Raw genomic sequence first — 14,276 nt, 5'->3', positions numbered from 1 at the left:
TCATTGGTTTCAGTGCTGCGGTGCCGGCCCCCGGCACCGCCCGGAGCGAGGTGACGGCATGAGCACCCACACCGAGCACCAGGCCCCGCAGGGCCGGGAGCCGCTCGACGTGAACGACCCCCGGCTCTCCCGATTCGACATCGTCGAGGAGGGCGCCCGGCGGGACGACATCGAGATCGTCCACTACGAGCCGCAGGTCATCCCCGGCACCAAGGCCGAGCGCCGGCTGACCCGGCTGGTCGCCGGGATGTTCCTGCTGACCGGCCTGGCCGCGACCGCCTTCCTGATCATCTACATCTGGTGGCCGTGGAAGTACGAGGCCGGCCGCGGCGGGGACAAGTACTACACCCCGCTGCTCGGCCTCACCCTCGGCGTCGCGCTCCTGGCCGTCGGCTTCGGCATCCTCACCTGGGGCAAGAAGCTGCTGCCCAAGGAGGTCTCGATCCAGGACCGGCACGACCAGCCGAGCTCGCCGGAGGACCGCCGGATCACCGGCGAGACCATGCTCTACATGGCCGACGAGATGGGTGTCCGGCGGCGGCCGCTGCTCGGCATCTCGCTGCTGGCCGGCCTCGCGCCGGTCGGTGCGGTCATCGCGGCCCCGCTGGTCGGTGGCCTGATCTCCGACCCGCACAAGAACAACCAGATGTTCACCACCGGCTTCGCGCCGGCCGAGGGCGGCAAGCGGATCCGGCTGGTCACCCAGGACGGCCGGCCGATCCGCCCGGCGGACATCAGTGCGGGCGGCCAGATCACCGCCTTCCCCGGCATCGAGCACGGCGTGAGCAACAAGCACGCCGACTCGCCGACCCTGCTGATCCACATGCGGGAGGAAGACGCGCAGCAGTCCCGGGCGAACAACGCCCGCATCGGCCACGGCGCCTACATGTGGGGCAACTACGCGGCGTTCTCGAAGGTCTGCACGCACGCGGGCTGCCCGGCCAGCCTCTACGAGCAGCAGACCAACCGCCTGCTCTGCCCGTGCCACCAGTCGCAGTTCCTCATCACCGACAACGCCCGGCCCATCTTCGGCCCGGCGAGCCGGCGGCTGCCGCAGCTGCCGATCGAGGTGGACGAGGAGGGCTTCTTCGTGGCGAAGTCCGACTACACCGAAACCATCGGCCCCGACTTCTGGGAGCGGCCATGAAGCGCCGAAAGTTTGACGTAGCAGCGGTGCCGGCCAAGACCGCCGGTGCCCTGGACGACCGCTTCCAGGCGGCCACCCCGCTGCGGAAGCTGCTCAACAAGGTCTTCCCGGACCACTGGTCCTTCCTGCTCGGCGAGATCGCGCTGTTCTCGTTCATCGTGCTGCTGCTGACCGGTGTCTTCCTGACCTTCTTCTACGAGCCGGCGATGACCGAGGTGGTCTACAACGGCAGTTACGCCCCGCTGCGGGGCACGCCGATGTCGGCCGCGTACGCCTCCAGCCTGGACCTGTCGTTCGACGTCCGGGGTGGTCTGGTCATGCGGCAGATGCACCACTGGGCGGCCCTGCTGTTCATGGCCTCGATCGTCGTGCACATGCTGCGGGTCTTCTTCACCGGCGCGTTCCGCAAGCCGCGTGAGACCAACTGGATCATCGGCTCGCTGCTGTTCTGGGTCGGCTTCCTGGCCGGCTTCACCGGCTACGGCCTGCCGGACGACGGGCTCTCCGGCACCGGTCTGCGGATCGCCACCGGCATCATGCTGTCCATCCCGGTGATCGGCACCTGGGTCACCTCGTCGATCTTCGGCGGAGAGTTCCCGGGCGAGATGATCGTCAGCCGGATGTTCATCGCCCACGTGCTGCTCATCCCGGGTCTGCTGGTGGCCCTGATCAGCGTCCACCTGGGCCTGGTCTTCAAGCAGAAGCACACCCAGTGGCCCGGCCCCGGCCGGACCAACGAGAACGTGGTCGGCGAGCGGATGTTCCCGCGCTACGCGCTCAAGCAGGGCGGCTTCTTCATGCTCGTCTTCGGCGTGATCGCGCTGATGGGTGGCCTCTTCCAGATCAACCCGATCTGGTACTTCGGCCCGTACGAGGCGTGGGTGGTCTCGGCCGCCAGCCAGCCCGACTGGTACGTCATGTTCCTCGACGGCTCGACCCGGCTCATGCCGGCCTGGGAGATCAACATCCCGATCGGCGACGGGTACGTCATCCCGCCGATCTTCTGGCCGACGGTGGTGCTGCCCGGCATCCTGGTCGGGATCTCCCTGCTCTACCCGTTCCTGGAGGCGCGGCACCTCAAGGACTACAAGCACCACAACCTGCTCCAGCGCCCCCGGGACGTGCCGGCCCGGACCGCCGCGGGCTCGATGGCCGTGGCATTCTGGCTGGTGCTGACCCTCTCCGGCGCCAACGACGTCATCGCGGACAAGTTCCACATCAGCCTGAACGCGATGACCTGGGCGGGCCGGGTCGGTCTGCTGATCGTCCCGCCGCTGGCCTATTACGTCGCGTACCGGCTCTGCCTGGGTCTGCAGCAGCATGACCGGGAGGTGCTGGCCCACGGCGTGGAGACCGGCATCATCAAGCGGCTGCCGGACGGCCGGTTCGTCGAGGTCCACCAGCCGCTCACCGCGGTCGACGGCCACGACGGGCACGGCGAGCTGGACTACGTCGGCTGGGTCGTGCCGAAGAAGATGAACCGGCTCGGTGCCCTCGGCCCGGCGATCCGGGGCTTCTTCTACCCGATCGAGAAGCCGGCCGAGGCGCCGGTCTCGCCGGGGCACCCGCCGGTCGAGTCCCGACCGGAGCGGGCGGAGATCGGCAGCGGCGAGAGCCGTCGCTGACCCGCCCGACACACCCGACCGTGGCGCCCGCCGGATCTCCGGCGGGCGCCACGTCCGTCTCCGGGCACCGGAGACCGCAGTGCCCGATCCGTCCCCCCTACGCGCCGTTCGTGACAGGCGCTCCGCCTTCGGCGGACGTCCGTCCCCGCCACGGACGGGTGGAATCGCAGGAATAACCCCGGTCAGCCGGGTAACCGTGCGGTCCAACGAAAAAGGGGGGGAAAACATGTTGGGTATCAAACGCCTCGGACTGCTGGCCGCCCTGGTGGTGGTCGGGCTGACGCCGGCGACGGCGGCGCATGCCGCAGCACAGCCGTCCACGCAGGACACCCAGTACCTGCAGGCGTTGCACCAGGTGAACCTGGCGGAGATCGTCATGGGGAACATGGCGCAGCAGAAGGGCAAGAACCAGCAGGTCAAGGACCTCGGCAAGCAGTTCGTGACGGACCACACCCAGCTGGACCAGACGGTGCAGAGCACCGCGCAGCAGCTGAACGTGCAGTTGCCCAGCGAGCCCACCGCGGACGAGCAGAAGGTGATCGACCGGCTCAACAACCTCAGCGGCGCCGAGTTCGACAAGGCGTGGGTGACCGCCGAGCTGGCCGGCCACATCCAGGCCATCCAGGCCACCCAGACCGAGATCTCGCAGGGTTCCGAGCAGTCGGTGGTCCAACTCGCCCAGGACGCCCTGCCGGTCCTCCAGGCGCACGTCGACGCGCTGACGGCCCTGGCCCAGACCCTGGGCGTTCCGGTCCCGCAGACCAGCGCCAGCGGCACGCCCAGCCCGGGCGGCACCGGGACGCCGGGTCCGGGTGGCACCGAGTCCCCGACTCCGGGCGGCACGACCACCGAGTCGCCGGGCCCGGGCACCACTGAGACGCCGGCTCCGAGCATCAGCTGACGTCGTACGGCCGATGGTGGCCGGTCCGCCCTCCGGGGCGGGCCGGCCGCCGCGCGTTCAGTCGGCGCTGGCCAGCCCGATCGCGAACGCCTCCTCCAGGTCGTGCTGCGAGTACGCCCGGAACGCGATGTGCGACTCGGTGTTGAGCACCCCGGGGACCTTGGAGATGCTGCCGGCGATCACCTGGGCGATCTGCTCGAACTCGCGGACCCGGACCATGGCGATCAGGTCGACGTGACCCGCCACCGAGTAGACCTCGCTGACGCCGGGGAGGTTGGCCAGGGTCTCGGCCACCTCGGGGATGGAGTCGGTGGCGCAGTCGATCAGCACGATCGCGGTGATCACGGGACATTTCTCCGTTCGTCGACGTCGTCGCCCATGCTAGAGGCTCGCCTTGCCGCGGCGTCCCGGGCTGGTGGATCCGGCTACCGCCGCGCCGCCGGCACCGTCAGGTCGAGGGCCGCCCGGATCGCGTCGGTGAGCTGCTCGTCCGCGCCGACCGTGGCGCCGGGCCACACCACGGCCCGGGTGGCGGTGCCGAGGACGACCGCCCCCGCGCCGACCACGGCCCGGTCCACCCGGCCGGTCACCGTCGCGGTCGGGTGGACCAAGCTCCCGCCCCCGGCGGCGTGCAGGTTGGCCGCGACGTAGTCGGCCGGGGTGCCGGTGTCGTAGAAGGTGCCCTGGTACGGCACCACCGTCAGCGCGCCGGCCGCCTCCGCCGGCCGCCAGACCGCCCGGACCAGGTCGCCGAAGCTGGGCGGGAGGTCGCGGACCAGCCGCCAGGGCAGCAGCGAGAAACCGACGAACCGGTGGCCGCTGAAGGTCCCGAGCGCCGCCGGGTCGTCGGCCGGCCGACCGAGCAGCCGTACGCTCCGCCCGTCCCAGCCGTCCAGCAGCGCGGCGATGTCCGGCCCGGGTGGGGCCTGCGGGTCGGCCAGGTACGCGTCGGCGTTGCCGACCAGGACGCCCCGGCCGGCGACCCAGTCCCGCAGGTTACCCAGCGCGCCGGCGGTGCCGAGCGGGTCGCCCGGCTCGACCGACAGGTGCGCCCGCGCCCCGACGTGCTCGACCACCTGGCCGCCCAGGTAGCAGGCGTTCACCGCGACGCGTTCCGGGCCGGCGAGGCCGAGCCCGGCCAGCCGGGCGAGGGCCCGGTCCAGCAGCGGCACGTTCCCGACCGGGCAGAGCGCCTTGGGCAGCCGCTCGGTCAGCGGTCGCAGCCGGGTGCCCTCGCCCGCGGCGAGCACCACCGCGCAGACCTCGACCGCCGCCCGCCACCCGGGACCCGACCCGCCCGGGCCGGCCGGTCCGGGCCGTCCCGGGGTGCCGGACGGGTGGGTGCGGTCGATCGGGGCGGGACCGTCGGCCGGTCCGGCGCCGGTCACGCCCCCGGCGGGGCGGCGGGCGGGACCTGTCCCGCCCGGGGCCCGATGCCGTAGTAGCCGAGCAGGTTGGCGGTGGCCCGGCTCAGCCGGGGCAGGTCGTCCAGCGGATGCCAGGCCGCCTCGAAGACCTCGGCGCCGTCCACCACCAGCTCCGCGGTCGACGCCGGGACATCCAGCTCGAAGACCACGTCCACCCAGCCCTTGGCGTGCACCACGGCGTTCGGCACGGCCGGGCGGAGCCGGTCCGGGGTGACCCGGATGCCGGACTCCTCGAACAGTTCCCGGGCCGCGCCGACCACCGGCGCCTCGCCGCGCTGCAGCAGCCCCGCCGGGAGCGTCCAGCTGTGACCCGGGGGCTGGCGCAGCAGCAGCAGCCGGCCCGACCCCTCCGCGTCGGCGTCCCGGACCAGGGTGACCGCGCCGACGATGTACTTCGGCACGGCGAGCCGGACCAGCCGGCGGCGCAGCGGGACGGGGAGCCGGTAGAAGACCTGATAGCCGAGGGCCCGTCCGGTGGCACGCGCGCGGGGGATCATGCCTCCAGGCTAGTGGCCGCCCCGTCGGGCCGTGCGAGGGGCGTTCGGCTACTGGCGGTGGTCGACCAGGTCGATGAGTTGCCGCACCACCGCGTCCGGCTCGACCGCCCGGTCGAAGACCGCCACCAGCAGGGTCTCCAGGTCCGGGTAGCCCAGCTCCTCCGACAGTCGCAGCAGCGGCAGGTCGCTGGCCAGCCCCCGGTCGTGCTTGCGCAGCGCCAGGCCGATGGTGGCGCGGCCGAGGCGTACCTTGTCGGCGATCGAGATGCCCGGCTCGGTGTGCTCGGCGAACCAGCGGTTGATCTGCATCTGGGCCTGCGGCGACTTGACGAAGCCGAGCCACTCCCGGCGCGGCCCCCGGGGCGCGGCGTCGGCCTCGAAGCCGCTCTCCGCGTCGGACTCGGTGAAGATCTCCGCCACGTCGCCCTCCTTCAGTTCGGAGGAGAGCGGCGCCAGCCGGCCGTTGATGCGCGCCGCCAGGCAGTGGTCGCCCCGCTCGGTGCCCAGCTCGTACGCCAGGTCCACCGGGGTCGCGCCGGCGGGGAGCACGACCTGCCGGCCGTCGGCGACCACCTGGATCTGCGCCTCGGCCAGGTCGCAGCGCAGCGACTCGAGGAACTGCGCCGGGTCGACGGCCTCCTGCTCCCAGTCCAGCACCCGGCGCAGCCAGGCCAGCTCGTTCGCCCGGTCGGCCGCCCGCCCGGTGGCGCGCGGGAAGCGGTAGTGGGCGGCGATGCCGTACTCGGCGGCGCGGTGCATCTCCTCGGTCCGGATCAGCACCTCTACCGTGCGGTCCTGCGGGCCCCGGATGCTGGTGTGCAGCGACCGGTAGAGGTTGTTCTTCGGCGAGGCGATGAAGTCCTTGAAGCGGCCGGGCGCCGGGCGCCACAGCCCGTGCACCGCGCCGAGCGCGGCGTAGCAGTCGGTGGCCGGGCCCGCCACCACGATCGAGATGCGGGGCAGGTCGAAGGGAGCGGCGTAGCCGCCGGCCACGGTGTCCTTCCAGATCGAGTAGAGGTGCCGAGGGCGCGGGGCTACCTCGGCGTCCACCCGGCTGCGGCGCAGCGCCACCCGCGTCTTCGTCACCACGTCGTCGAGGTACGCGTCCCAGCCCGGCCGGTCGTGCACGTGCCGGGCGATCCGGGCGTGCTCGTCGGGCTCCAGGTGCAGCAGCACCACGTCGTCCAGCTCTCGCTTGAGGGTCTGGATGCCCAGCCGGTCGCAGAGCGGGATCAGCACCTCCTGGGTCTTGCGGGCGATCCGCTCCCGGGAAGCGGCGGACCGGACGCCGAGCGTGCGCATGTTGTGCAGCCGGTCGGCGAGCTTGATGATCAGCACGCGGACGTCCTTGCCGGCCGCGATGATCATCTTGCGGACGGTCTCCGCCTCGGCGGCCTTGCCGTAGAACGCCTTGTCGAACTTGGTCACCCCGTCGACCAGGTGGGCCACCTCCCGGCCGAAGTCCTCCGCCAGGGCCTGGAGCGTGTAGCGGGTGTCCTCCACGGTGTCGTGCAGCAGCGCGGCGACCAGGGTGATGGTGTCCATCCCCAGGTCGGCGCAGATCTGGGCGACCGCGAGGGGGTGGGTGATGTACGGCTCGCCGCTCTTGCGGAACTGGCCGCGGTGCATGTTCTCCGCGATGGTGTAGGCGCGGCGCAGCACCGAGGAGTCGGCGCTGGCGTGGATGTTCCGGTGGGCGCGGATCAGCGCGCTGACCGGGTCGGTGTCGTTGGTGGGCCAGGTGAGCAGAGAGCGCAGCCGGCGGGTGAGGGGCAGCTCACCGGGCTGGGTCGGAAGGGCGCCGCCCAGGGCGGCGCCGTGTCCGGCGTCGACGTCCACCTGGGACACCTCCTCACCGCGGCCCCACGGTCGCCGTCACCGGCGATCGGGAGCAGGCCCGCGAAACGGGCAGGACTGCACTTCTCTAACAGCCTAAGCGAGTTGACGTAGTCCGATCGGTCACTTGGTCATGAGCGTTCGGTCGAGAGTTGGTGGGACCCGCCGTTCTCCGCCTTGGCCAGCAGGTCCCGGAAGCGGCCCGCGCCGGTGATCGGCGAGGCCCAGCCGGAGGAGATCTCCACCAGTCGGGTCTCCGCTCGCTCCAACCAGGACAGGATGCGCTCGGTCTCCTCGGCGGAGGCCCGCGGGACCGGGCCGTGGCCGGGCAGCACCGTCTCGGCGGTCGCCCGGATCGCCTCCAGGGTCGGTCGCGGGTGGACACCCGGCGGGGACACCCCGGCGCCGGCCAGCCGGCCGTGCCGGACCAGGGCCAGCTCCCAGCCGCCGTGCGCGGCCCGCCGGGCGGCGGCCAGCTCGGCGATCCCGGTCAGCCCGACCAGCCGCTGCATCCGGACCGTGGCGCGCAGCACCGCCGCCAGCCGGGACCGCACCACCGCCGCCTCCTCGTAGCGCTGGTCGCGGGCGAGCACCTCGATCCGGGCGAGCAGGGCGTCCACCACCACCTGCGGGTCGCTGGTGGTCGCCGTCCGGAACGGCGCGGCGGCGCGGTCGTCGTACTCCTCGGGGGTGATCCGGTGCTCGCAGGGCGCCGGGCAGCGACCCAGCTCGGCCAGCGCGCAGGCCGGCATGGTCGTGCGCCGCGACAGCCGGTGCGTGCACTGGCGCAGCGGCACGGCGTCGTGGAAGCCCGCGGCGGCCAGCTCGGCGGCCTGCTTGGAGCGGAACGGACCCAGGTACGCGGTGTCGGTGGGGGCGAGGTTCCGCACCACCGACAACCGGGGGTACGCCTCGTCGGTGAGCTTGAGCCAGACCATCCGCTCCGGGTACTTGGAGCGCCGGTTGTACGGCGGCGCGTGCGCGGCGATCAGCCGCAGCTCGCGGACCTCCGCCTCCAGGGAGTGCGCGCACTCGACCGCCTCGACCCGCTCGGCGGCGGCGAGCATCTCGGAGATCCGGGCCCGCTTCTCCCCGGCGGTGAAGTAGCTGCGCACCCGGGTGGCGATGTCGCCGGAGGTGCCGACGTAGAGCGGCCGGTCGTCGGCGGCCCGGAAGATGTACACCCCGGGCACCTTCGGCAGCCCCTCCGCCAGGTGCCGCTTGCGGCGCTGGGTCGGGGTGACCGCCCGGGCGAACTCGATCGCGTCACCGACGGTGTCCACCCGGTGGCCGCCCAGCCGGGCGATCAGCCCGTGCAGCACGTCCACGGTGGCCTTGGCGTCGTCGAGCGCCCGGTGGTTCGGCTGGGTGGCGGTGCGGAAGTAGGCGGCCAGGGTGCCCAGCTTGCGGTTGGGCACCTCGTCCCGGGTGAGCACCCGGCGGGCCAGCGCCGCGGTGTCCAGCACCCGCGGGTTGGGCCAGCGGTAGCCGTGCTTCGCGCAGGCCGCCTTGAGGAACCCCACGTCGTAGGGGGCGTTGTGGGCGACCAGCACGGCGTCGTCGATGAACTCCAGGAAGCTCGGCAGCACCTGCTCGATGGGCGGCGCCGGGACGAGCATCGCCTGGGTGATCCCGGTCAGCACGGTGATGAACGGCGGGATCGGCACCCCCGGGTTGACCAGGGTGGCGAGCACCCCCAGCTCCTCGCCGCCGCGCACCTTCACCGCGCCGATCTCGGTGATCCCGCCGCCGTCCGGCGCGCCGCCGGTGGTCTCCAGGTCGACCACCACGAAGGTGGTCGCGTACAACGGCAGCGCCGGGTCCACCCCCGCGCCCGCCGTCCGGTCCAGGCCGGCCAGCGCCTCCTGGACGTACTCCGCTCGTGCCACCCGGGGCACGCTAGCGGCCGGGTCCGACACTCCCGTCTCAGCCGTCCCAGGAGCTACCACGGGACTAGGATGAGAGATCGGCTCACTCACTGGGCGCTGGGCCCGTTCGCGGTGGGAGACTTGCCACATGCCCCTCACCGAGCCGCACGACGACCACCTCCCCGAGGCGGCGCCGGTGGCCGCCGGGCGGGAGGTCGGTGGGGGCGACGCGGACGACCTCGCGGCCGGCGCCGAGCAGCCCCGGCCGGGGGAGACCGAGCCCACCACGCCGGAGCCCGAACCCGGCAGGCCGGAGCCCGAGCCGGTCCTGCCCGAGCCGGTCCGGCAACGGATCGTGGCGCTCACCGCCGCGGTGCTGCCGGCGATGCCCACCGACGAGGTGCCCGTCCCGCTGCGCCGGGTGGCCAAGTTCGCCCCCAACCGTCGCGCCCGACTGGGCGCGCCGGCGATCGCCGCCCAGCTCACCGGCGACCCGCTGTTCCGGCAGCGGGTGACCGCGCGGGTGCTCGCCGACGCCGGTGACCTGGGCACCGCCGTGGTCGAGGGGACCGCCCCGGCCGCCGCCGACCCGGTGGAGGTGGCCGCCCTGGCGTACCTCGCCCGGCCGCGCGGCTGGCGGGAGCTGATCGAGGCGAGCGGCGCCGCGGTACGGGCCGAGGCGGACAGCGCGGTCGTGGCCGAGCTGGTCCGCGAGGCCGAGCAACGGGCCACCCGCGCCGAGCACGACCGGGCGGTGGCCCGGGTCGAGGCCGAGAAGCTCCGCGACGAGCTGGCCCGGGTCCGGGAGGAGCTGGGCCAGCTCCGCGAGGAGTCCCGGCAGCTCAGCCGTACGCTGCGCGAGACCCAGGCCCGGGAGCGGCGGGCCAACGAGCTGCTCGCCACCGAGCGCGGCAGGGCCGCCCGGGCCGCCGCGGACACCGAGGCGGAGCTGCGCCGGGCCCGCGCCCGGCTGGCCGAGGCGGAGTCGGCGGCCGGGGTCGCCCGGGCCAGCGCCAAGGAGTCGCGCTCGGTCGACGACGCCCGGCTCTGGCTGCTGCTGGAGACCATTGGCCAGGCGGCCGTCGGGCTGCGTCGCGAGTTGGCCCTGGAGCCGGTCGAGAAGCTGCCGGCCGACTTCATCGCCGACGCCTTCGCCGACCAGTCGGCGGCCACCCCGGCCGGCGCCGCCGCCCGCGCCCGGGACACCGACGACCCGGCCCGGCTGGACCAGCTGCTCGCCCTGCCCCGGGCCCACCTGGTCGTCGACGGCTACAACGTGACCAAGCGCGGCTTCGGCGAGATGTCCCTGGAGCAGCAGCGCAAGCGGCTGATCACCGGCCTGGGCGGGATCGCCGCGCAGACCGGCGACGAGGTCACCGTGGTCTTCGACGGGGCCGAGCGGATGCACGGTCTCCCGCCCACGCCGCGGGGGGTACGGGTGCTCTTCTCCCGCAAGGGGGAGACCGCCGACGAGCTGATCCGCCGGCTGGTCCGCGCCGAGCCCACCGGCCGGCCGGTCGTGGTGATCTCCTCCGACCGCGAGGTCGCCGACGGGGTACGCCGGCACGGCGCGTACCCGCTCGGCGCGGACTCGCTGCTGCGCCGGCTGGCCCGCTCCTGACGTCGCTTGATCGGATTCGGGGTGGCTGCGACCTCGTTGTCCGTTTCTGTCACACCCCTCGCCTAGCGTCGACATGACCGACGGTGGTCGGGCGGCCACGACGGCGTCCGCCCGCCGCCGCCGTGACGCGTCAGGAGGCGTTGATGCTCATCGACTGCGACAGCTGCGGGATCCGGGGGGCGGGCTGTTCCGGCTGCCTGGTGACCGCGCTGCTCGACACCGGCTCGCCGACCGCCGACCTCGGCGCCGCCGAGCACCGGGCGATCGAGGTGTTCGCCCGCGCCGGCTTCGAGGTGGAGGTGGTGTCGCCTGAGCCGCGCACCCGGCGCCGCGCCACCCGCCGTCGCGTTGCCTAGGGTGCGTCCTGTTGCTCGGCGTCGGGTCCCGGCGCGGCATCGCGGCGGGCGGGAGACTCCGCTGCGCTCGCGGCTGCCCGCACTGTCGTCCCGGTCGTTCTTCGTCGCAACCGTCGGCGCGGTGTCCGCCGCGACGGTGCGCCGGTACACCGACACCCAGTACGAGAGGCCGTGGCGCAAGGAGGGTCATCGCAGTGGACCCCCGCAACACCTCCCGCACCTGCCCGCGATGCGGGCACTGTGCGAAGGAGAACCGCGACCCAAGCCGACTTCCGGTGTGTGCGCTGCGGGTATGCCGCGCACGCGGACCTGGTGGGCGCCAGAACGTTCTCCGGGCGGGGCTCGCCCGTCAGGCCGCGACTGCGGTCTGAGAGGCTGACGCTCTCAGTCGTCAGAGGAGTCACAGGATGAGCGCTCTCGGACGGGACGGGAGGAGGCGCGATATGGCAGGGGTACGACGTGACGGCGGCGCGCGCCCCGTGCCCCCGGCATGCCCCTGGCGCGCCCCCGGCACGGCGGCCGCCACCGGCACCGGGGCGGCGCGGTGACGCCGCGCGGGTGGGCCGTGCTCACGCTCGCCGGGCTGGCCGTCGCGCTGGTCGTCGCCGGAGCGTTGCTGATCCCGTGGAGCCGGCCTCCGGCGCCCCGCGCCGACCAGCTGGCCGCGTTGCGGGCGCTCCCGGTCGACCAGGTGGCCCGCGGGCGGGCGTTCCACGGCGCGCTGCGCCCCGCCGGCTGGTCTGCGCTCGTGGTCGGCCTGGTGGTGGCGCTGGTGCTCGGGCTCACCCCGCTCGGCGGCCGCCTCGTCGAGCTGGCCGGCCGGCCGCTCGGCGGCCACTGGGCGGCCCGGGCGGTGCTCGGCGGGCTGGCCGTGATGCTCCTCGCCGACCTGCTCACCCTGCCCTTCGCCGCCTGGCGGCAGACCGTGCTGGTCCGCTACGGGCTGAGCACCCAGGGCTGGAGCGGCTGGGCCGTCGACCTGCTCAAGTCGTACGCGGTCAGCGCGGTGATCGGCGGGCTCGCGCTGCTCGGCTTCTACACCGTGGTCCGGCTCGCGCCGCGCTGGTGGTGGGCGTTCGGGGCGGCCGGCGCGGCCGGGCTGGTGGTGCTGCTGTCGTTCGTGCTCCCGGTGCTGGTCGAGCCGGTCTTCAACCGGTTCACCCCGATGGAGCAGGGCCCGCTGCGCAGCGAGCTGATCACGCTGGCCGCCCGGGACGGCGTGCCGGTGCGCGACGTGCTGGTCGCCGACGCGTCCCGGCGGACGAAGGCGGTCAACGCGTACGTCTCTGGGCTGGGGCCGACCCGGCGGGTGGTGGTCTACGACACCCTGCTGCGCGAGGCGACCCCGGCCGAGGTGACCAGTGTGGTCGCCCACGAGCTGGGGCACGCGAAGGACCGGGACGTCTGGGTCGGCACGCTGACCGGGGCGCTGGGCGCCGCCGCCGCGGTCGTCGCGCTCTACCTGATCGGCTCCTGGGCGCCGCTGCTGCGGCTGGCCGGGGTCGACTCGGTGGCCGAGCCGCGCGCCTTCCCGCTGCTGATCGCGCTGGTCACGGTGGTCGGGCTGGTCGCCGCGCCGGTCCAGGCGATGGTCTCCCGACGGGTGGAGGCCCGGGCCGACGCGCACGCGCTCGCCCTGACCGGCGATCCCGCGACCTTCGAGGCGATGCAGCGCCGGTTGGCCGGGGTGAACCTGGCCGATCCCGACCCGCCCCGGTGGGAGTACCTCTGGTCGGCCTCGCATCCGTCCACCGTGGAGCGGATGGCCGCCGCCCGCGCCTACGCCAGGGAGAGCGGCCGATGAGCCGGACGTTGCTGGTCACCAACGACTTCCCGCCCCGCCCCGGCGGCATCCAGTCCTTCGTGCACCACCTCGCCGTGCGCCAGCCCGCCGGCTCGGTGGTGGTGTACGCGTCGAGCTGGCGGGGCGCCGAGAAGTTCGACGCCGACCAGCCCTTCGAGGTGGTCCGGGAACGCACCCGCGTGCTGCTGCCCACCCCGCTGATCGCCCGGCGGGCGGCGAAGCTGGCCCGCGCGTACGACTGCGACACGGTGTGGTTCGGCGCGGCGGCCCCGCTGGGGCTGCTCGCGGCGGGGCTGCGCCGGCGGGCCGGGATCCGGCGGGCGGTGGCCCTGACCCACGGTCACGAGGTCGGCTGGGCGGCGCTGCCCGGCGCCCGCGCCGCGCTGCGCCGGATCGGCCGGGGCGTTGACGTCACCACGTACCTGGGGGAGTACACCCGGGTGCGGCTGGCCCGGGTGCTGGACGGGGTGACCGACCTGCGCCGGCTGGCGCCGGGGGTGGACGTGGAGACGTACCACCCGTCCGTGGACGGGGAGCCGGTGCGGGTGCGGCTGGGCCTGGCCGACCGGCCGGTGGTGGTCTGCGTCTCCCGGCTGGTGCCGCGCAAGGGCCAGGACATGCTGATCCGGGCGATGCCGGAGATCCGCCGGCGGGTGCCCGACGCCGCGCTGCTGATCGTCGGCGGGGGTCCCTACCGGGCGACCCTGGAGAAGCTGGCCCGGCAGACCGGTGTGGAGCGGGAGGTGGTCTTCACCGGCTCGGTGCCGTCGGCGGAGCTGCCGGCGCACTACGCGGCCGGCGACGTGTACGCGATGCCGTGCCGCACCCGGAACCGCGGCCTGGACGTCGAGGGCCTGGGGATCGTCTACCTGGAGGCCAGCGCGACCGGGCTGCCGGTGGTGGCCGGCGACTCCGGCGGCGCGCCGGACGCGGTCCGGGAGGGGGAGACCGGGTACGTGGTCCGGGGTCGGGACGTCGCCCAGCTCGCAGACCGGGTGGCGACGCTGCTCGCCGACCGGGACCTGGCCCGCCAGCTTGGCGCGGCCGGTCGGGCCTGGGTGGAGCGCGAGTGGCGCTGGGAGACCCAGGCGCAGCGGATGGCCGCCCTGCTCGCCGGCTGACCCGCGCCCGCCCGCGCGGCGTGTCCCGTCGCACCTCAGGCAGGAGCGGGAACCGCGACACGGTGAGGTGCGC

Annotated in this window: 13 protein-coding genes; 8 read left to right on the top strand and 5 right to left on the bottom strand. The window is 74.0% G+C overall.

The genetic code is table 11. The annotated features are described in order from the left end of the window. The first annotated feature begins 58 nt into the window (after nt 1-58). The 3 genes from qcrA (at nt 59) to EV384_RS29805 (ending at nt 3,673) form a co-directional block, all read left to right on the top strand. The gene (gene qcrA, locus EV384_RS29815) at nt 59-1,147 is read left to right on the top strand and encodes a cytochrome bc1 complex Rieske iron-sulfur subunit (protein ID WP_130338565.1); all 1,089 of its coding nucleotides are present in this window, start codon (nt 59-61) and stop codon (nt 1,145-1,147) included. Continuing rightward, entirely contained in the window at nt 1,144-2,772 is a 1,629-nt protein-coding gene (qcrB, locus tag EV384_RS29810; RefSeq protein ID WP_130338563.1) for a cytochrome bc1 complex cytochrome b subunit, read from the top strand. Before qcrA ends, qcrB begins: the two co-directional genes overlap by 4 nt. A gap of 226 nt (nt 2,773-2,998) precedes the next feature. Then, complete coding sequence (locus tag EV384_RS29805; RefSeq protein WP_130338561.1) at nt 2,999-3,673, top strand: DUF4142 domain-containing protein; 675 nt, start codon at nt 2,999-3,001, stop codon at nt 3,671-3,673. A 57-nt stretch (nt 3,674-3,730) separates the two neighbouring features. Here the strand turns inward: EV384_RS29805 and EV384_RS29800 are convergent, their stop codons facing one another. From EV384_RS29800 to EV384_RS29780, 5 genes are all read right to left on the bottom strand, one after another. Then, nucleotides 3,731-4,018: an Lrp/AsnC family transcriptional regulator gene (locus EV384_RS29800; RefSeq protein WP_043329379.1), complete on the bottom strand. Its 288-nt coding sequence runs from the start codon at nt 4,016-4,018 to the stop codon at nt 3,731-3,733. Between the two features lie 80 nt (nt 4,019-4,098). Then, nucleotides 4,099-4,926, bottom strand: a complete 828-nt coding sequence (locus EV384_RS29795; RefSeq protein ID WP_130340899.1) for a nucleotidyltransferase family protein — start codon at nt 4,924-4,926, stop codon at nt 4,099-4,101. Between the two features lie 131 nt (nt 4,927-5,057). Further along, entirely contained in the window at nt 5,058-5,597 is a 540-nt protein-coding gene (locus EV384_RS29790) for an NUDIX hydrolase (RefSeq protein WP_130338559.1), read from the bottom strand. A 48-nt stretch (nt 5,598-5,645) separates the two neighbouring features. Then, the gene (locus EV384_RS29785; RefSeq protein WP_130338557.1) at nt 5,646-7,436 is read right to left on the bottom strand and encodes a RelA/SpoT family protein; all 1,791 of its coding nucleotides are present in this window, start codon (nt 7,434-7,436) and stop codon (nt 5,646-5,648) included. A gap of 128 nt (nt 7,437-7,564) precedes the next feature. Beyond that, on the bottom strand, nt 7,565-9,322 hold the full coding sequence (locus EV384_RS29780) for a DEDD exonuclease domain-containing protein (protein ID WP_130338555.1): 1,758 nt from the start codon (nt 9,320-9,322) through the stop codon (nt 7,565-7,567). A 127-nt stretch (nt 9,323-9,449) separates the two neighbouring features. On the opposite strand from EV384_RS29780, the gene EV384_RS29775 reads away from it, so the two are divergent. From EV384_RS29775 to EV384_RS29750, 5 genes are all read left to right on the top strand, one after another. Further along, nucleotides 9,450-10,922 carry an NYN domain-containing protein gene (locus EV384_RS29775; RefSeq protein ID WP_130338553.1) on the top strand — a complete coding sequence of 491 codons (1,473 nt, stop codon included), beginning with the start codon at nt 9,450-9,452 and terminating at the stop codon, nt 10,920-10,922. Between the two features lie 143 nt (nt 10,923-11,065). Continuing rightward, on the top strand, nt 11,066-11,278 hold the full coding sequence (locus tag EV384_RS29770) for a hypothetical protein (protein WP_130338551.1): 213 nt from the start codon (nt 11,066-11,068) through the stop codon (nt 11,276-11,278). 11 nt (nt 11,279-11,289) lie between these two features. Continuing rightward, nucleotides 11,290-11,649, top strand: a complete 360-nt coding sequence (locus EV384_RS37485) for a zinc ribbon domain-containing protein (protein WP_423202927.1) — start codon at nt 11,290-11,292, stop codon at nt 11,647-11,649. Nucleotides 11,650-11,822: 173 nt separating this feature from the next. Then, on the top strand, nt 11,823-13,082 hold the full coding sequence (locus EV384_RS29755) for a M48 family metallopeptidase (RefSeq protein ID WP_130340898.1): 1,260 nt from the start codon (nt 11,823-11,825) through the stop codon (nt 13,080-13,082). After that, entirely contained in the window at nt 13,079-14,203 is a 1,125-nt protein-coding gene (locus EV384_RS29750) for a glycosyltransferase family 4 protein (protein WP_130338549.1), read from the top strand. Before EV384_RS29755 ends, EV384_RS29750 begins: the two co-directional genes overlap by 4 nt. The last annotated feature ends 73 nt before the right edge of the window (nt 14,204-14,276 follow it).

Source organism: Micromonospora kangleipakensis (assembly GCF_004217615.1).
Lineage (GTDB): Bacteria > Actinomycetota > Actinomycetes > Mycobacteriales > Micromonosporaceae > Micromonospora > Micromonospora kangleipakensis.
The sequence above is the reverse complement of the archived record's forward strand: the minus strand, read 5'-3'. Positions and strand labels throughout refer to the sequence as shown.